Source organism: Enterococcus sp. C53 (genome assembly GCF_040887425.1).
In the GTDB taxonomy this organism is placed as follows: Bacteria; Bacillota; Bacilli; order Lactobacillales; family Enterococcaceae; genus Enterococcus_B; species Enterococcus_B hirae.
In genome coordinates this window covers 260,879-279,817 of sequence record NZ_JBFOFT010000002.1, presented here as the reverse complement: position 1 = coordinate 279,817, position 18,939 = coordinate 260,879, and the positions used below count along the sequence as shown (strand labels likewise).

Genomic DNA, 18,939 nt, shown 5'->3' with positions numbered 1-18,939 from the left:
CTGTTTAAAAGGGGGAACAAGCTTGATTAATTTATTATTGATCGACGATGAAAAAACAATCTTACATGGCATAGCCAATTTGGTTGATTGGTCAAACCACGGATTCCAAATTAAAGGCGCTTTTTCAAACTCATTGGAAGCGCTTGATTTTTTCTCTATTCATTCTAATGATATTGATATTGTCATTACTGATCTTATCATGCCTGAACTGGATGGGATTGAACTTGCTCGCCTCTTAAAAAAAAGCAAGCCTGATATTCAAATATTAGTGTTATCAAGCCATGATGAGTTTCAACTAGTGAAAGACTCTTTTAAAGAAGGCGTATCCGATTATTTACTTAAACCAAAATTGAATCCAGAAAACCTGCTTTCTGCTTTGAACCATTTGGTTAAAAAAGGCCCAAAAAATCTAGACTCTAAATTCTCTCTAGATAGTGCTTTAACTCAATATTTCTCTGGACAAAAAACAACGATATCTAACGATCCTTTTCGTTTCCCGTTATTTTACATCGTCTATAGTGAAATGGATGATTTAGCTCCACTAGCTTCTCTAAAAAGTAACGAAGAACGAGCTGAACCCTGGATTGATTGTCAGCCTTTTACCACTCTCGACTATGAATATGGTTGCTTACTAAATGTTTCTTCCATGGATTGTTTCGAACAAATTCAGACTTCTTTGCGTGAATATGCGCAAAAATCTGATGCATTATTGATTATTTCCCCTTGTTTAGAGCTAAGTGAGCTGTTCGATTGTTTTCAAAGATTAAAAAAATTAGGCAAAGGACAACGTTTTTATCAGAAAAGTGCTGGTGTTGTATCGGAAGAACAATTAGTCCCTTTGATTCCACACTTTGATCAGAGCACGAAAAGCTACTTAACAAAGATTGTCAACAAAGATTATGTATCCGCTATCAGAGAAATGAAATCAGCGATTGAGACTCTGATCGCTTTAAAAATTGACCCTTTATTTTTAAAACACGAAACAATCAATCGTCTCTACGCACTCATCAATGCTTTAGAAGATGGTCAAGGGACGAAAGAATTGACGATATTAAAAATTACGTTACCAACACTTATAACGAACGTCGCCACCATCGAAGATTTTTCCATTACGTTTACTAAAATCATCACTCAATTGATGCGTTGGAGCACGCCGGAAAAGAATGAAAACTCAGAAATTCTGACAGCGATCTATGATTATGTTCAAGAAAATTATCATCAAGATATTTCCTTGCAAATCATCTCCGAAAAATTTCATTTTTCCTATAGTTATTTATCTACCATGTTTACCGAGAAATATGGGATTAGCTTCACTAAATATCTAAAAAAAGTCGGGATACAACATGCGAAACGGCTTTTGCTTGAGACAACCGAGCCACTTTCACAAATCTCTTACCAAGTAGGATTTGCTGAACTTGGTTACTTCTCAAGAGTATTCAAGGAAGAAACTGGGCTAAATCCTTCTCAATATCGAAAAGGAAGTTTGAAACATGAAGAAAAAATTCAAAGAGTATGAACTAGTTACAAAACTACTGGTTGTCCTAGTCATTGCGCTTCTTACTCAAGCGATTATTCTGTCCTTCTTCATTTATGATCGATCCAAAAACGCTTATATCCATCTATTTGATAAATCGAATGAACTAACGCTTGGCAAAATACAACGTGATTTTGAACGATTGAATGATAATATCGAAAATACCTTAACGATGGTCGCTAACAACCCTGCAGTCGAAAATTATTTCTCTAACGATCCGCACTCTTCGTTAGATAACTACGCAAATGTAAAAACAATCCAACAAATGAACCGAAGCTTTACTTCGATCTCTCCTTCCATCAATTACGATCTGATGATCTATGGTGAAAGTGGACATACCTTCGTTGGAAACGAGATGCTTGCCAGTATGGATGCTGCGGCATTCATGAGATCTGATGTCGTACAAAAAGCAAAGGCACATAAAGCATCGACCCAAATGTTCTTTGTCGACTTTGGTTTGACTACTCGTGACCAAACAAAAAGCAGCATCCTATTCATTAAGAAATTGACTTCCTCGTTGAATCATATTTATGGGTATGCTGTCATTGCGATAACTGCAGATGAGCTAGCGAATTTATTCAATGAAACGATCCATTCGGAGGTCTCCAAAATCTATCTCATCAATGAAGCAAATCAAATCATTACCTCCAATGAAACTGGCATGATTGGTGCCAAAACCAACTTGTTAAATGATTTAAATACCAATGAAACAAAAACAGTTGATTATAATCGTTTAACACGTGTTCCATTATATCGACAAAACTTAGCTTTGATTAGTAAAGTAAATATTCGTTCACTAGTCAATCAAATGGGACTGATTGTTCCGATCGTCCTTTTTAATTTGATGACTTTAATGGTAGTTGGTGCTATTGTCTTTCGCTATATGAACCGTCAGACGAAGTCGATTTATGCCTTGATTCAGTCCTTAAAACATATCAAAAAAATTCCTAATAATACCCAAGTAGACGTTCAAGGGACCTACGAAACAAAGACTTTAGGCACTACAATCAATCAACTGTTAACAACGATCGATGAGAACTATTTTACTTCAATTGAAAACGAAAAGAAAAAACGCCAATTAGAGATTCAAACGATGCAAGCCCAAATCCAGCCTCACTTTATCTACAATACGTTAACTAGTCTAAAATTTTTGATCTGGCAAAAAGAAAATCAAAAAGCAATTCATGGAATCGATCATTTTATTGATTTGTTGAGAAGTACCATTGGGAAAAAAGCAGAAACAATCACTGTCGAAGAAGAATTAAAAAGTGTACAAAGCTATATCCATATTCTTTCATTGAGATATGGTGATGATATCGCCACTCGGATCATGGTCCCCGATGAACTATACCCTTTTAAAGTGCCCAATATGATGATCCAGCCAATTATTGAAAATGCTTTTTTACATGCTTTTCAAACAAAAAAAGTGGGTTTATTACTTTATTCGGAAAAATTCATGAAACACAATTGATCTTTGAAATCGTAGATAACGGTGATGGATTTGATACAAATCAAAAGAAAAAAAACAAGGACTATTTTTCTGGAATCGGAGTCAAGAATGTGAACGAACGAATCAAATTGCTTTACGGCAAAGAGTATGGATTGCAGATCCAATCGATTATGGGTGTTGGTACAACGGTAAAAATCACATTGCCATTAATCAGTTAATTCAAAAATAAACAATTCAGTTAGTTGATACTTATAAGCAATAGACGTTGCCCTTCTAAGATAGATGATTTTAGAAAAGCAACGTCTATTTGTCTATGGTTTTATATTTTTCGTGTCTGCTAATAATATGAAAAGCTATTGTTCTTTACCGATACTTAGCTATCAATCCTTCCTTTCTCTAGATAGACAGCATTCAAGCATCAGCTCCTTGAAATAAGCCTAAATTTTTTTTAACATGAAAAGGTGTTTTAAAAAATTGCCTCTTATTTGCTCGGAGCTGACCGCTTCTTTCACGACCTTTACTTCACGATAAAACTAAATTCATGGTCTTCTTCCGCTGAAATATGATACGCTTCTTCAACATCTGCTCCCCAGCTGTTGATTCCTCCTACACCACGTACCTTCCCTTGAATCACTAAGACGGTTCTTCTAGCTGGTGGTAACTCTTCAAGATGTGTGGCATTTTCTAATTCTTCGGCTTTATAGGGGAGAGCTGAAAATGCAAAATCGCCGTTCACTTGTTCAAAGCGTAATGAAAATTCCTCCTTTCCTTGATCCGCATTATTCATCGTAGAATCTCTAGTGATTTCTAGCCATTTCGTCTTCATATGGACACCACAATCTTGTGGCACGAGATAGGGAGTCACTGGTAAACCAGTTACTTTATAAGTACCCTCGATTCCTCCTGCCATTCGATCTGGATACGTTTCTCCTGATAGTCCTTCATATTCAAAATATTTCGCTTTGGTTGGCATAATAAAGCGAAAACCTAATAAAGGTAATTCAGGCAGTCCTTGCTGTCCATGATAAAAGACAGAAATTTTCATTTCCCCATCAGATTGTACTTCATAGTTGACTATGACTTCTGTTTTGGGCACCGTATTGATTTCTAACGTGAATTTGATCGCTGCTGATTGCGCATATTCATGATTGGAATAGCGATTATTGATCGGAGCAATTGGCTGTTCGATTGGTTTTTGATCAATGGAAACTTGAACATTTTTTACTTTCGGGTACATCCCAGCCCCTAGCCACATGGACGAACGATAGCCAAACCCATTCCCTCGATCATTATCCGTCAAAGCCCGCCAAAACGTCGGCAGCGTTTCTCGATACAACCATTCTTTCCCATTTTTATTTAAGGATTCCAACCCACCTCTTGTATAGGAAAAGATATAATGAAATCCTTCACCTTTTAAAGCAAATGTACAATCTCCATAAATAATCTTCATTTTAATCGCTGTATTTTCCATAATAATACCTTACCTCCTGTAATGCCGGTTTTTCTTGACCATCAGAAAAGACGATCCCGTTACCTGAAAATTCATAATCACTTGGACGATCATCAAAGTCCCCACCGTATCTCATTACTTTTTGTTTCGTCAATGGATCGATCACTTGAATCGCTTGATCTTTAAAGTCCCAAATATAGCCACCTTGATACATTGGGTATCGATCTAATAATTCCATGTAAGAATTCAATCCTCCCAAAGAATTCCCCATGTCATGCATGTATTCACATAAAATGAAAGGCTTTTTCCCATCATTTTCAAGGTAATCACAGATATCTGTTGGCGTAGCATACATGCAACTCTTGACATCAGAAATCGAATCTTCGAATGCAGGATTAGGGAAATTCCCTTCATAGTGAACAAGGCGATCGGGATCTTTTTCTTTAAAGTAATCATTCATCAAACGAATATTCTCTTCTGCGTAAGATTCATTTCCTAAAGACCAGAATAAAATACTCGTATGGTTCTTGAATGTCTCAAAATTTGTCTGTGCTCTGTCAAGAACGATCTCCCGCCATTGAGGAACGTTCCCCGGTACATTGTAAGACGGCTCAAACGCCCCCATCTTTTGCCAAGAACCATGAGATTCCAGATTGGTCTCTGCCATCAAGTGAATACCCGCCTGATCACAAAGATAATACCAAGGGATTTGATTTGGATAATGTGAGGTTCTAACCCCATTGATATTCGCATGTTTAATGATTTCTAGATCTTTCTTCATATCCATCAAATCGATAGCTCTTCCTTTTTCAGGATGCCATTCATGTCGATTGACACCGTTGATGATCAAACGTCGGTCATTCAAATAAATGATCCGCTCTTTGATCTCGATCTTTCTAAAACCAAATGGATAGTAACTATACTCCGTCACCCCAGTATCATCAAACGTTTCAAATTCGACGATGTATAAATTGGGTTGAAAATGATCCCATAAAGTAATTTTATCTACTGGAATATGCAACGAGATTTGTTCTTCGATTCCCACTTCTTCTTGATGGATCTCTTCTCCTTTGCAATTGAGGAGTCGGACACGTAGCTTTCCGTTTGAAGTAAGATTTTCAATAGTCAAGTCGATATCTACCCAACCGCTTTGAAAAGAGGGATCAACTTGAGGTTTGATCCACATATCCTCTATATGATTTTTCCCTCTGGCGATCAATGAAACATCTCTAAAAATCCCAAAGAAACGGAAAAAATCTTGGTCTTCTAGAAAAGCGGCACTACTTCTTTTATGGACTTCTACCGCTAAACGATTCTCTTCTTCCAGATAAGGAGTTAAATCAAATTCAGAAGGCGTGAAAGAATCTTCTGCATAGCCGACAAAGTGCCCATTTAACCAGACATACATTGCCTGTTCGACACCTTCAAATCGAATGGTGATCGCCTTTTCTTTCATTTCTTCATTTAAAGTAAAGTTCGTCACATATGAGCCAACTGGGTTATAATCGGCTTGAGAAAACATCCCCTCGGCTTCTTCCTTACTAGCGGTTGTATAAGCCGGACGTCTAAACTCATGCCCTTCCCATGGATACATCGTATTGATGTAGTGGATCTTGTCGTATCCTGCTAGTTCGATATGCCCAGGAACATCAATCTGATCGAAGCTGCTGTTATCAAATTCCTTTTCAAAAAAATTCACTGGACGTTCTAAAGCATTACGGGAATAGCAAAATTGCCACTTCCCATTCAGCGATTGGATTCTGGTGTTTCCTGTTTCCACTTCTTCTTTAGCACCATAAATAACATGATCACTATGGGCTTTCCTTTGATTTACTCGATACACTTGCGGATCATCTAACCATTCAATCAATGCGTTCATTTTTCTATTCTCCTTCGTCTATACTCATAAAATGAATCAATTCTGTTTGAAAATCGCCATAAAAATCTGGGAAATAAAGACCTATTGTCATTAATTCCGATCCTGAATATACTTTGCCATCTATCTGGTTCTGGTATAGTTTTTCTTCGCTTAGTCCAACAAGGCGTACCTCATGAAATTCGGGCTGTGCATTTGCTAACCGACGATTTATAAATAAGAGGACTTCCTGTTGGTTTTTTGAAACAAATTCCCAGGAAGCAATATTTTGCTCAAAGGGATTTTGTAAACGATAGAAATCACCATATTGGACTGTCTGTCTGATTTTTTTATAAAATTCTGCCTGTGCGGCTACTTCCTGCTTTTCCTCACTAGATAATTTTGTTAGATCGAGTTCATATCCAAACACCCCGCCCATGGCCACATCTCCACGTGTTTTTAAACTGGTGACTCGACCCGTTTGATGATTAGGAACAGCTGATACATGGGCAGTCATAGCTGAAATAGGATAAGCTAAGCTCGTCCCATATTGGATATTGATGCGTTCAACCGCATCTGTATTGTCACTAGTCCAAGACTGTGGCATATAATAAAGCAGCCCTGCATCGAACCGTCCACCACCACCAGAACATCCTTCCCAAAGGATATGAGGATAGTCGTTTGTTAAGTTTTCCATCATCTCATATAATCCTAATAGATAACGATGCAAAACTTCCCCTTGGTTTTGTTTGCCCAATGACACCGAATAGACATCAGATAGCGATCGATTCATATCCCATTTGATATAGTCGATCTCCACACTGTCTAACAAATGCCGTAACTGTGTTTCAATCGTCTGCCGGACTTCTTTTCGGGTAAAATCAAGGACGTGTTGAGATCTAGAAGCTGATGGTTGACGACCTGGTTCTTTCATCATAAATTCGGGATGATTCCGATTTAATTGAGAGTCGCTGGAAACCATTTCAGGCTCAACCCACAAGCCAAACTTTAGTCCTTTTTGGTGAACATAGTCAGCGATCCCTTTTAAGCCATTTTTCAATTTCCCTTGATATTCAAACCAGTCTCCTAGAGAAGATTGGTCCGAATCTCTTTTCCCAAACCAGCCATCATCTAAAACAAACATCTCTATCGCTAATTCGTTTGCTTCATCAACGATCGCTTCGATCTTTTTGCTCGTAAAGTCAAAATAAGTCGCTTCCCAATTGTTGACTAGGATCGGACGTTCTTGGTATTGGAATCGCCCTCTTGCTACTCGTTCCCGTAATAAATGATGGGTCACTTGACTCATCCCATTCAACCCTTGATCAGAATAAGTTAAGAGTATTTCCGGTGTTTGGAAGCTTTCATATGGTTGTAACTCCCAAGAAAAATTATAGGGATTGATTCCACCGATCACTCTAAATTGTTGAATGGTATCTTTTTCAATCTCAAAGGAATGATTTCCTGAATAAACAAGATGGATCCCAATCGCTTCCCCTGTGAATTCAGTTGTTGCATGATTTGTCAAGGCGATGAATGAATTCATCTGATGACTGCTTGAACCACGACGGCTTTCAAATGATTTGATGCCATCTGTTATGCTTTGTCTAGACATCTGCCGTTCTTTGACATGCGCTCCTGGTAAGGCAATCACTTCATCAAACCGGCCTGAATTCGTAAAATCAAGTTGAAAAGAGGCTACTTTTTCAATCATCACTGGATCATTGGTTTCATTTCTTACCTTCAGCGAACGTGTAATCACTGCTCTTTCTCGATAAATCGTATAGGAAAGATCCACGTAAATCTTTTCTTCACGATCTTTCAACGTCACGATCAATGTTTCTGCCTCTGTATCATTCTTGATATACGCTTGCGGTAATCCAGATAAATTTGGCTTTCCTTCTTGGATCTGAAAACTTTCATAACGTAGATCAAGCAGATTTGATCCATTTTCTCGACGAATCATCAAGGCAGGTAATCGATAATCCATCCCTCCGTGCCCTGAATACTCTTGTGGTAATGTATCTTTTGAATACGTTCGATCTTCATTTAAGGGGACGTTCCCAGAAAAGCCACGATCTCTGCGAGGATATTTTTTATGATTATGATAATGGGTCGTTCTTTTACCAAAATAAACATGAGCCAGAACTTCACTTTCTTCAATTTGAAGAATATAGGAAATTTCTGAATTGGATAGATGAAATACTTTTTCCTGTTCGTCAAATGTGATTAAAGCTACTCTTTGATTCTTCATCACTTGTTCCATTGTTTCACCTCTCAAATAAATAGTAACCGTTTACTTTTGTTACATTTCCTGTATACTGTTTACTAAACAAATATGTCAATAAAAATTTTTATTTTTTTGTAAGGGGTGCCATTTTATGGTTGGAATTAGAGATGTCGCAAGAAAAGCCAATGTTTCACCTGCTACGGTCTCAAGAGTTTTGAATGAAGACAAAACGATCAGTGTCTCTGCTGCTACTCGTCAACGGATTTTCACTGCAGCTGCCACATTAAATTATGATATCAACAAGCGAAAATATATTAAAAAACGCCGTCCTTCCATCGGTGTCATTTCAGCAATCAGTAAAGCCAGCGAAGAAAAAGATATTTATTATCGAGAATTACGAGCAGGTCTAGAAGAAGAAGCCAGCCGACTCCATATCGGCATGAATCGAATTTATAATATGTCGGATAACCCGACCGAGTGGAAAGATTTGGATCAATTAGGTGCTATAATCGTAGTCGGTACGATCGATAAAGGTGCAATCGCCGATTTATTGAAACAGAACCGACAATTAGTTGTAGTAGATAATCCAGATATCCAACAAGAAGTGGATATGGTCTATGGGGATCTCGAACGAATGACTAAATCTGTTTTAGAACTTTTTTTAGACAATGGGCACACCAACATCGCTTATATTGGTGGTTATCAAATCGATATTAACGAAGCTGGTCGGAAATCAACAACTGAGAATGAAAAAAGGCTCAGAGCCTACCGCCATTTCATGCAAGACCATCATTTGACCAAACAGATCAATTATTATTTAGGAGAATGGACAGAGGAATCCGGAGAGCAGTTAGCGACCAAACTTCTCGAAAAACAAAAACATGATTTACCGACGGCCATTTTGATCGGCAGCGATCCTTTAGCATTAGGTGTTTATCGAGCATTACAAAAAGACAATCGAAAAATTGGAGAAGAGATCGTTCTAGTTAGCTTCGATAACATCGAGGCGATTGCTGATTTATCTCCTAGTTTAACAAGTGTAGCGATCAATGCAAAAGCCATTGGTCAGTCTGCTGTTCGATTAGCGGTGGAGCGAATCGATGGTTTGAGAGAGGAACCGATCATTGTCACTTATCCTACACGACTAATCATTAGAGAAAGTTTTAACCCTGATAAATCCTAACCAAATAGACGAAGAAGAGCGAGATAACTATCCTTTCCCGCTCCTTCTTCGTCTACTTTCGCTTATCCTCATTTGTTAAATCAGCTTCTACTTTTTGGCTTTCGATCCATCCTAAATAATATTCATGATAGACTCCTTCTTCCGTTTGCTTCGTTAGCAGATACTGTCCAATCACATTTCCTGTTTGATACCCTCGTTGAGCTAATGTTAATCTTACTTCTTCGATATTGTTCTTTTCGGTATGATTGACTTCCACTTGTAATAAAAATCGATGATAAGTTTTACCAGGCTGATTGTACCAAACAATTTTAGACAGTGGAATTGTGGCTGATGTTTGGTCTGTACAGAAGCCATAAATCATTTCATCGCTCAGCGAAAAATCAAAATACCCACCGAAGCTGGCATAGTTTTCAAGATAGGCTTTCGAATCTAAAATGTCGTCGGAATCCACTATGACGATTGCCGCAAAAGGAATTGTTTCTTTGGTAATGCCTCGATTGTCAATCATAAGTTTTAATTGTTCTTTTCGAGCCAAGATTTCTTCATGTTTTTTTTGCAGACTTATTTTTTCTTGCTTAATCCGCTGCTCTGTTTCTGCAATCGTTGCATAATGTTCTTCGATCGTTTTTCCATATAAATTTTTCATCTGTTTGATTGGAACATCTAATTTTCGATAGAAATTGATGTCATAGATCTGAAAAATATCATCAATATTAAACATCCGATACCCGTTTTCTTCATGGCGTAGAGAATGGATTAACCCTTGCTCATCCCAAAAACGAATCGTTGACTTTGGTACATTTAGTAGTTCCGAGACTTCTCCGATTGTGTAAAGTTTTGGCATTTCCGCTCACCTCTTGTTAATTTTACCGCTTCTTCTATTGACCTTCAAGTAACTTTAAGGTGTAAAATTCATTATTGTCTAGTAAAAGGAGGAAACAAAATGACATTACTTAAACAATTCCTATGGAAGAATAAAAAAATCGTAGGCATGACTTTTTTATTCGTCTGTTTACAAATCATGGGTACACTTGGTGTCCCTAAATTAGTGGCAACATTAATTGATGAAGGGATAGTTACTGGTCAAAACAGTAAAATTTATACCATTGGTCTACAAATGGTATTCGTAGCCTTGCTAGGTACTTTTTCAGCGATTGCTTCTAGCTATTTTTCTGCACTAGTGTCTGCAAAATTTGGCTACCAAACAAGGGAAACCTATTTTGATAAGTTCCAACAATTATCGATGAAAGATGCAGATGAATTTGGAAGTGCCTCACTCCTGACTCGAATGACTAATGATGTAGATAATATCCAACAAATGATTGTACTCTTTTGTCAAATGATCTTACCTGCACCAATCATTGCGGTGTTTACAATTGTCATGATGCTTCAATATTCCATGACATTGACGTTGATTACATTGATTTCTGTGTTTATTTATGCTGTCGTTATTTACATTTTAATGAAAAAAGGAACCCCTCTATCTCTCAGTATTCAACCAAAAATGGATCGTATCACAGTGACTTTAAGGGAATTTTTTACAGGTGTGAATATGATTCGAGCCTTCAACAATCAAGACTATGAGGAGAAGCGCACCAATCAAACATTTGAGAAGTATGCCACACAGATGATCCGAGTCAATCGCGTATTTGCTTGGGTCACTCCGATTGCATTTTTATTAATGGGGATCGTATACAGCGCCATTCTTTGGTTTGGTGGTTCGTTGGTCAGTGAAGGTACACTACAGATCGGGACTGTTACTGCCATCGTCGAATATTCGATGCTCACGTTGGCTTATCTAATGACTGCAGCTATGGTGTTAGTCGTCGTTCCAAAATCGATGTCCTCTCTTCGGCGGATCGAAGAAGTGTTGAATCAAACTATTGAGATCATTGATCCGGAAAATCCATCAACAGCTTCGCTGAATATGGATGATGAGCATGTGTTATCTTTTGAACACGTTTCTTTCAGTTATACCAAAGATTCGGAACCTGTATTGGAAAATATCCATTTTAAGGTACCTAAAGGCAAAACAACTGCCATCGTTGGCGGAACTGGTTCTGGTAAAAGTACAATTGCCAAATTGCTTCTTCGTTTGAATGATGTGACCAGTGGACAGATTACATTAGGGGGGAAACCACTTCAACAATTAACACAAGAAATGATTCGCTCAAAAATCAGCTATGTTCCGCAAAAAGCGTTTCTGTTTAGTGGAACAATTTTATCAAACCTGCAAATGGGTAATGAGCATGCAACAGAAGAAGAATTGACCTCAGCTATACGTATTTCACAATTAGAGGAAGTTTTGGATAAATTGCCCAAAAAATTAGCTAGTTTTGTTGCACAAGGCGGAGATAATTATTCTGGCGGACAAAAACAACGGATGTGTATTGCACGAGCGCTCATCAAACCAGCAGATATCTATGTTTTCGACGATAGCTTTTCTGCTTTGGACTACAAGACGGATGCAAAACTAAGAACAGCCCTCCATGAAGAAATGGCTGATAAGACATTGATCATTGTGGCTCAAAGATTGAGTACAATCATGAACGCTGATCACATCATCGTTTTAGACAATGGCCGAATCGTGGGACAAGGAACTCACGAAACACTCCTTGCTACTTGTCTTTCTTATCAGGAATTTGCTAAATCACAAGGGATTTTGAAAGAAGGGAATATATGAAAACAACTGATGTAAAAATGAATAAACATAGTTTGATCCGCTTTTGGAAAATGATCCAATCTGATCACAAAACATTTTATGGCTTACTATTATGTAGTTTAATCGGTAACCTGATGGTCGTTGCAATGCCGATGATCATGGGCGTTGGTATCGATCAGCTTTTAAGTCGAATCCGTACGATCGGGATTGCTGAAATGACATTTCATGATGTCAAGGATGCCCTTTTGTTCCCTGTTGTTTTATTACTCGTTTTTTCTTTTTTAAGTAGTATTACTTCTTTCATTCAAGAATACGCAATGGCTTCATTGAGTGAAAAAATCACACTTAATGTTAGAAAAGAAATGACCAAGAAATTCAAAACATTACCAATGGCCTTCTTTGATCAGCATCAGGTAGGAGATATCATCAGCCGAACAACGACTGGTTTGAATCAACTAGCACAAGTCTTGCTAACAGGGATCAATCAATTTTTCACTTCCATCGTAACGATTTTATTTTCAATTTTGATGCTGTTTTATATTGACAGCAAATTGACGTTACTGATTCTTTTATTGATCGTTGGTAGTTCATGGGTCACTCAACTCTTTGCGAATAAAAACAAAAAGATTTCTGATGACAATCAAACAGAACTAGGTTCATTAAATAATAAAGTGGAAGAATATCTTGCAGGTAACTTGGTCATCAAAACATTCAATCAACAAGATCAAGCGATCGAGTCGATCCGTCAAGTAAATCATTCACAGTACCAAGCATTTAAAAAAGCGCAATTCATGAACTTTGCCATCTATCCAGCGATTCGCTTGATCAATCAATCAGCGTTCATTTTAAGTGCTGTCTTAGGTGGGATCTTAGTAATATCTGGTGGACTCACACTAGGATTGTTACAAGCTTATCTGCAGTACATCAATCAAATCTCTGAGCCGATCTCGACCGCTTCTTATGTCATCAATTCGTTACAATCTGCTATGGCGGCGATTGATCGTATTTTTGAGATTATGGATGAACAAAATGAGCGTTCTGATCACGAAAATACAACATCACTTGACCAGCCTGCTGGTTCAATCAGGTTCAAAGATGTTCGATTTGGTTATAGTCCAGATAAGATCTTGATGGAAAATGTCAACTTTTCGGCTAAACCAAAACAAACAATTGCAATCGTGGGACCAACTGGGGCAGGAAAAACGACATTAGTCAATTTACTCATGCGATTTTACGAGCTAAACCATGGAAGAATCGAATTCGACGGAATCGATATCACGAAATTCTCTCGTAGTGAGTTACGTAAACACTTTGGGATGGTTTTGCAAAATACGTGGCTCTTTGAAGGCACAGTGGCAGATAATATTGCTTATGGGAAACAGCAAGCTTCCAGAGACGAAATCATTGCGGCTGCCAAAATTGCCCAATGTGATCATTTCATCCGTACGTTACCTGAAGGATATGATACGATTATTTCAAGTGAAAATGGTTCGTTGTCACAAGGACAACAACAGCTACTGACCATTGCTCGGGTATTGCTGGCGAATCCTTCCGTAGTTATTTTAGATGAAGCAACCTCCAGCGTGGATACCCGCACCGAAGCAATGATCCAAAAAGCAATGAATGCTGTCACAGAAAACCGAACCAGCTTTATTATCGCCCATCGGTTATCTACGATTGAAAATGCCGACTTGATTTTAGTGATGGAAAATGGAAATATTATTGAACAAGGAACTCATCAGTCACTATTAAGCAAACCAACACTTTATGCTAGTTTATATAATAGCCAATTTCAAATCACATAAAAGAGGTTGTGAAAAGTGCGCCTTGACCTGAGTAATAAGGAAGAAAATCTCGAAACAGCTCCTCATGTTTTGAGATTTTTAGACTTATTACCGAGGGTCAGCACTTTGAACACCGTTTATATCAAGAGGTTGTGAAAAGTACGCTTTGACCTAAGTAATTTTGAACACTTTTTACCTATTTTAAACCCCATAAAAAAGAGCCTGGACTTTTTTCCAAGGCTCTTTTTTATGGGTCTATTCTTTCAATCTCTCTTATTCACAAATTCAATCGTTACATAGAGAACTTTCACTTACATAAATTGTCAATGTCTCTCCTTACGCCATTTTCTTTTTGGTGTTGAAATTCATCTAAACTTTTTTAGCGATTCTCTACTTGCGATAATTGTTGTTCGAATTGCCATGTTTCTCCACCATCAGTCGAATAAAAAAGACAAGCAAACATTTTCCCTGCATCGATCGATCCATTTTTTAGGAGGTAAAACTTGGTTTCCAATTTATTGGCACTTACTTGTACCACTTCATTTGGTGACTGGAACAAATCGATCCCTCCCAATTGATACTCACCCGGGATAGCTACCAAGGATTCTTTGAATGTTAGTCCCCCATCATTCGTATAATAGATGTTTTCTCTTGTAGAAAGGAAACCCAATGTCTTCGTCACAAAACTAACATTTTGAATCGGTTGATTTACGATGGTACTGCCGCTTTTTTGCCAGCTTTGCCCTTTATCGTTGGTCGTATAAATTTTTAGACTTTCCGCAGACATTCCTGTAGAGGATGAAAATACCATGACGCCTTGATCGTTTGTGAAAAAGTTTGCTTTACGATAACGAACCTGTCCGCCTTGATCTGTAATCTGACTTTTTTGCCACGTCTTCCCATTATCAGCTGATGATAATAGGTAAACGTTTTTTTGATCAGGTGAATAGATAAACCAAGAAAAAGTAGGAGAAACATCAAATGTTTTGTCCATCCATTCCCCTTTTGCAACAATACCCGAAGTCAAAGTATAGTCACCAAAACGCAACCAGTCCACAGCAATTGGAACGAAATGCCAGTCTTTTCCTTGATTCGTCGTCAAATACAAGGCTTGTGTTTCTGGGTCTATTTTTACGTCATTCGTTTGCTCAGTGGTCAAATTGACGGATGTTTGAACAGGTTTCAATAAACCGTCCTGATTAGTCGAAGTTGGCATTTTTCTTACTTTTTCTTCGCTTTGCATCATAGAGTGTACATTCGTTGCTACTGGTCCTGCATTAATGAATTGATAAACACCCCCGCCAATCAACAAGAGTGTTCCAACTCCAATTGCTAAATGAGAGTAAAAAGGCTCAATTCTTTTTTTGTTTTTTCGGTCTATCGGTTCATTTACTTGCATAAAAACATAGTATCGATTACTGCCATACCAAGTAAGTTGTTCTCCTAGAAAAAGTGAGACACCCTCCATCGTTTGCAGCAGAAAATAACGCCTCTTTTTCGCAAGTGTAAACTCCTTTTTGTTATGATCACTCAAGTAGAGATAATTTTCGTCCTGAGAGCCAACTGAAATATGTAACATATTCGCCACTTGTTTTTCCAGCCATTGATCATAATGCCGAGAGATGTTCCTCTTTTTGAACCATAGCACAGCAACGAGTAAAAACAAGAATAGTCCTATCGCAAAGTCAACATAACTTGAAAAATGGTACAAACTAGTGATTCGCTCCATTTTAAATGAATGTGGATGATTCTGCTTTAAATGATGGTAGATGTTTCCCCATCCGCTAAAGAACAACAGGTTAGCGATTAAATACATCCCAATTTTCCATGTCATTTTTTTCGTTCGTTGATTGATGATAGACAACATCTTTGCTTTTGCTGACATCAATTCAATAATCAATAATTCTTTATCCATCTTGCCAATCTCCTTTTTTTACATTATGACGTAAAACGAGGAGATTGACTAGTTGATTTACGCTTTATTTAACGTTTATCTTTTTTTTGTAAACAAAGTATAATCCAAGTAAGAAGCAAGCCATGCCAATCATAGAAAGACTTGATTTTTGATAACCTGTAGTAGGTAGTTTTTTGTCTTCTTGTTCTTCTTGTTCGTCTTTTTCATCTTTTTTATTTTTTTCATTTTTTTCATTTTTTTCATTTTTTTCATTTTTTTCGTCTTTTTTATCTCTCTGATCGTTGTTATTCGTTGTCTCATTTGGCGTTGCTGGTACTGGCTTTTTATCCCCCGATTGGTTCGTATCCACATCTGGTTTTTCTTTAGTTGGTTCAGCTAGCACATGGATTTCAACAGTTTTCTTTTGATGACCGTTTTGATAGGTCACTGGATAAACGCCAACTTTTGTCGTATCCACCTTACCAGAAACCATTTTCTGGTCAAATGTTAGGGGATTTCCTTCTTTATCATTGGCTGAAATAAAATTGTCTTGTGGATTCCAATTGTCTCCTACATAGAGTGTGGAACCTTTAACTACGAGTGTTTCTTTGTTCTCTTTGACCGTTACTTTGATCGTCTTACTTGCTATTCCGTTGGTATACGTCACAAAATAATCGCCCGTTTTTTGGCTATCCACCGAACCTTCCACCATTTTTGGAGTGAACGCTAGAGGCATCCCATCTTCATCAGTAGCTGAAACAAAATTAGCTTGTGGATCCCATTGATCACCCACATAAATAACTGAGTCTTTGGCCTGAATGCTCTCCTGGTTTTCTTTTACTGTTACATGAATGACTTGAGCAGCGCTACCATTAGTATAAGTAATCGGTGTCACTCCTACTACTGAGGTATCCACTGTTCCACTGACCATACTCATATCAAATGGAATGGGATTTCCTTCCTTATCTGTTGCTGAAATAAAATTATCCTGTGGATCCCAGGTTTCACCAAGGTAAAGCGTCGAATCTTTGGCTAAAATTGATTCATAGTTTGGCTCTTTCTGCCAAACATACGTATCTGCCATCGCTCCTGTATAGTTCGTCATCAATTCTTCTGAAGTTAGCACGTATTCCCCAGCAGGGTTCGTAACCGTTCCAGAACCAACGTTTTGCCAATAACCAGTGTTTCCATCTTCTACTGGAATAGCAGGAAGATTGGCTGAATCTACAAAACGATAGCCTTTACCAAGAGTCAATTCATTGAGGCTCGTTGTTCCAGCCAGCATTTCTGCCATTTCTACGGGATCCTCAAACTGAAAATAAGAAAGATCTAATTTTTTTACTTTCGAACAATTTAAGAACATATATGTCAGATAATTCACAGACTCTGTATTGAAATTAGACACATCGATCGTCTCTAGTAACTCACAATTAGCAAACATGTATCTCATTGCTTGGACTAGACTGGTGTCAAAATTAGAAACGTCCAAAGAGGTTAAACTATTACAGCCATTGAACATATAATTCATGGATGTTACTTGACTTGTATCAAAACCTTCCACTGCGATCGTTTTCAATTTGCGACATTGATCAAACATGTAATGCAAATGAACAACCTTTGATGTATCAAAATTAGAAACGTCCACACTCTCTAATTCATAATTCAAACGAAACATCACTGAAAGATCAATCGCACTTGATGTATCGAAATTTGAGACATCCACATAGCGCAACTTCTTACATTCAGCGAATAAACGTGACATATAAACCACATTTGATGTATCAAAGTGAGCGATATCTAAGGTAATTAATTCATTACAAGCAAAAAACATTCTGTTCATGTTGACAACATTACTCGTATCAAAACTAGAAAGATCGATTGATTGTACTTTGGTACATCGACTGAACATGCCACTCATATCAACTACATTACTTGTATCGAAACTTGAAAGATCAAGATGAATGAGATTCTCTGTTTGGTCAAATGCTTCAAAAAACATATTAGACATATTCGTGACATTTGACGTATCCCATCCTGACAAATCAACGCCATTTAGTACACGACAGTCAGAAAAAAAGGAAGTCATATCCGTTACTTGACTTACGTCTAAATAAGCTAAATTCTCAATAGACAAAAGATTACTATATCCATAAAATAAGCGATGAGTTTCTTTAGGAGCAATCGTTGGTCCAGTGAATACCATTTTTTTTATTTTAAATCGATAGCTGTTGAACCAAGGAGGAAAAAACGTAACCGGTGTTTCTCCCAATGTGCCTTCTCCAATATATAATGTACCTTCTGCATCGATTCGCCAAGAACAAGTTCCGAAAACACCACTGGCAATATCGGTGGATTCTTCTGTAGGTGTGGCAGTGTTGAGAAGCGTCTCCTCTTGTTCTGTGTTTTCCGTCAATTGATCCTGATCTAAGTCAACAGCTGATTGACTTTCAGTTGGTTGATCAAGGCTCTCTGATTCCTCTACCAGTTCTTCTTGCGGAACTTCTGTCATTGACTCTTCTAACTCTGGCTGATTTTTATCAGGTTCCTGGATCATTGTTTCTAATGGATTTTCGACCAGATCGTTTTTACCTCCTGGTTCGTTTAAACTAGTTGCTGTTTGTACTTGCTCTTCGTCTGATTTACTCCATTCTTCGGCATAAGAATAAGAAAACGGATGAAGCAGAGATTGTGTCGCCAACCAAATCGCTAACGAACATTTGACTAACTTTTTCTTGTTCATTGATTTTCCCCCTAAATTCACCATGTTTTTAAAATAAAAGCTATTTATATAATCAACGATTACTTGAAGGAAAAGTTTTCTATTTTTTTCTTTCAAAAAAAATATTAGTAAAAAAATTGAGCTCATCGTTTATTCAAGTTAAAATAAAAAAGATTTC

At 37.6% G+C, this 18,939-nt stretch carries 10 protein-coding genes and 1 pseudogene; 5 read left to right on the top strand and 6 right to left on the bottom strand.

Annotation, left to right across the window (positions count from 1 at the left end; translation table 11 throughout):
- The first annotated feature begins 22 nt into the window (after nucleotides 1-22).
- Nucleotides 23-1,516: a helix-turn-helix domain-containing protein gene (locus AB3I42_RS04165; protein WP_368022295.1), complete on the top strand. Its 1,494-nt coding sequence runs from the start codon at nucleotides 23-25 to the stop codon at nucleotides 1,514-1,516.
- A pseudogene (locus AB3I42_RS04160) lies at nucleotides 1,491-3,202 on the top strand (sensor histidine kinase). Before AB3I42_RS04165 ends, AB3I42_RS04160 begins: the two are co-directional and overlap by 26 nt.
- A gap of 299 nt (nucleotides 3,203-3,501) precedes the next feature.
- On the opposite strand, the gene AB3I42_RS04155 reads toward AB3I42_RS04160, so the two are convergent.
- Genes AB3I42_RS04155 through AB3I42_RS04145 form a run of 3 tightly spaced genes read right to left on the bottom strand, consistent with a single transcriptional unit; the run spans nucleotide 3,502 to nucleotide 8,555 of the window.
- Entirely contained in the window at nucleotides 3,502-4,455 is a 954-nt protein-coding gene (locus AB3I42_RS04155) for a beta-galactosidase small subunit (protein ID WP_010719000.1), read from the bottom strand.
- On the bottom strand, nucleotides 4,436-6,313 hold the full coding sequence (locus tag AB3I42_RS04150; RefSeq protein ID WP_010737707.1) for a glycoside hydrolase family 2: 1,878 nt from the start codon (nucleotides 6,311-6,313) through the stop codon (nucleotides 4,436-4,438). The genes AB3I42_RS04155 and AB3I42_RS04150 overlap by 20 nt, the downstream gene beginning before the upstream one ends.
- 4 nt (nucleotides 6,314-6,317) lie before the next feature.
- Nucleotides 6,318-8,555 (bottom strand): alpha-galactosidase, encoded by a 2,238-nt coding sequence (locus tag AB3I42_RS04145; protein ID WP_368022293.1) that lies wholly within the window; start codon nucleotides 8,553-8,555, stop codon nucleotides 6,318-6,320.
- Between the two features lie 115 nt (nucleotides 8,556-8,670).
- Between AB3I42_RS04145 and AB3I42_RS04140 the strand changes: the two genes are divergently transcribed.
- Nucleotides 8,671-9,702 (top strand): LacI family DNA-binding transcriptional regulator, encoded by a 1,032-nt coding sequence (locus tag AB3I42_RS04140; protein ID WP_010718997.1) that lies wholly within the window; start codon nucleotides 8,671-8,673, stop codon nucleotides 9,700-9,702.
- A gap of 52 nt (nucleotides 9,703-9,754) precedes the next feature.
- Here the strand turns inward: AB3I42_RS04140 and AB3I42_RS04135 are convergent, their stop codons facing one another.
- A complete protein-coding gene (locus AB3I42_RS04135; protein ID WP_181914468.1) occupies nucleotides 9,755-10,546 on the bottom strand; it encodes a MerR family transcriptional regulator in 792 nt (263 codons plus the stop codon).
- Nucleotides 10,547-10,645: 99 nt separating this feature from the next.
- On the opposite strand from AB3I42_RS04135, the gene AB3I42_RS04130 reads away from it, so the two are divergent.
- A complete protein-coding gene (locus tag AB3I42_RS04130) occupies nucleotides 10,646-12,385 on the top strand; it encodes an ABC transporter ATP-binding protein (protein ID WP_368022292.1) in 1,740 nt (579 codons plus the stop codon).
- Entirely contained in the window at nucleotides 12,382-14,169 is a 1,788-nt protein-coding gene (locus tag AB3I42_RS04125) for an ABC transporter ATP-binding protein (RefSeq protein ID WP_010737711.1), read from the top strand. Before AB3I42_RS04130 ends, AB3I42_RS04125 begins: the two co-directional genes overlap by 4 nt.
- A 358-nt stretch (nucleotides 14,170-14,527) precedes the next feature.
- On the opposite strand, the gene AB3I42_RS04120 is transcribed toward AB3I42_RS04125, so the two are convergent.
- Both AB3I42_RS04120 and AB3I42_RS04115 read right to left on the bottom strand, forming a co-directional pair.
- Nucleotides 14,528-16,063, bottom strand: a complete 1,536-nt coding sequence (locus tag AB3I42_RS04120) for an oxidoreductase (RefSeq protein WP_181914466.1) — start codon at nucleotides 16,061-16,063, stop codon at nucleotides 14,528-14,530.
- Between the two features lie 64 nt (nucleotides 16,064-16,127).
- Nucleotides 16,128-18,782 carry a BspA family leucine-rich repeat surface protein gene (locus AB3I42_RS04115; protein ID WP_368022291.1) on the bottom strand — a complete coding sequence of 885 codons (2,655 nt, stop codon included), beginning with the start codon at nucleotides 18,780-18,782 and terminating at the stop codon, nucleotides 16,128-16,130.
- Nucleotides 18,783-18,939 lie beyond the last annotated feature (157 nt).

Excerpts from the sequence above, each read along its gene's own strand:
- AB3I42_RS04140 (WP_010718997.1), top strand. The coding sequence starts at position 8,671 with ATGGTTGGAATTAGAGATGTCGCAAGAAAAGCCAATGTTTCACCTGCT.
- AB3I42_RS04115 (WP_368022291.1), bottom strand. The coding sequence starts at position 18,782 with ATGAACAAGAAAAAGTTAGTCAAATGTTCGTTAGCGATTTGGTTGGCG.
- AB3I42_RS04150 (WP_010737707.1), bottom strand. The coding sequence starts at position 6,313 with ATGAACGCATTGATTGAATGGTTAGATGATCCGCAAGTGTATCGAGTA.
- AB3I42_RS04145 (WP_368022293.1), bottom strand. The coding sequence starts at position 8,555 with ATGGAACAAGTGATGAAGAATCAAAGAGTAGCTTTAATCACATTTGAC.
- AB3I42_RS04125 (WP_010737711.1), top strand. The coding sequence starts at position 12,382 with ATGAAAACAACTGATGTAAAAATGAATAAACATAGTTTGATCCGCTTT.
- AB3I42_RS04155 (WP_010719000.1), bottom strand. The coding sequence starts at position 4,455 with ATGGAAAATACAGCGATTAAAATGAAGATTATTTATGGAGATTGTACA.
- AB3I42_RS04120 (WP_181914466.1), bottom strand. The coding sequence starts at position 16,063 with ATGGATAAAGAATTATTGATTATTGAATTGATGTCAGCAAAAGCAAAG.
- AB3I42_RS04130 (WP_368022292.1), top strand. The coding sequence starts at position 10,646 with ATGACATTACTTAAACAATTCCTATGGAAGAATAAAAAAATCGTAGGC.
- AB3I42_RS04135 (WP_181914468.1), bottom strand. The coding sequence starts at position 10,546 with ATGCCAAAACTTTACACAATCGGAGAAGTCTCGGAACTACTAAATGTA.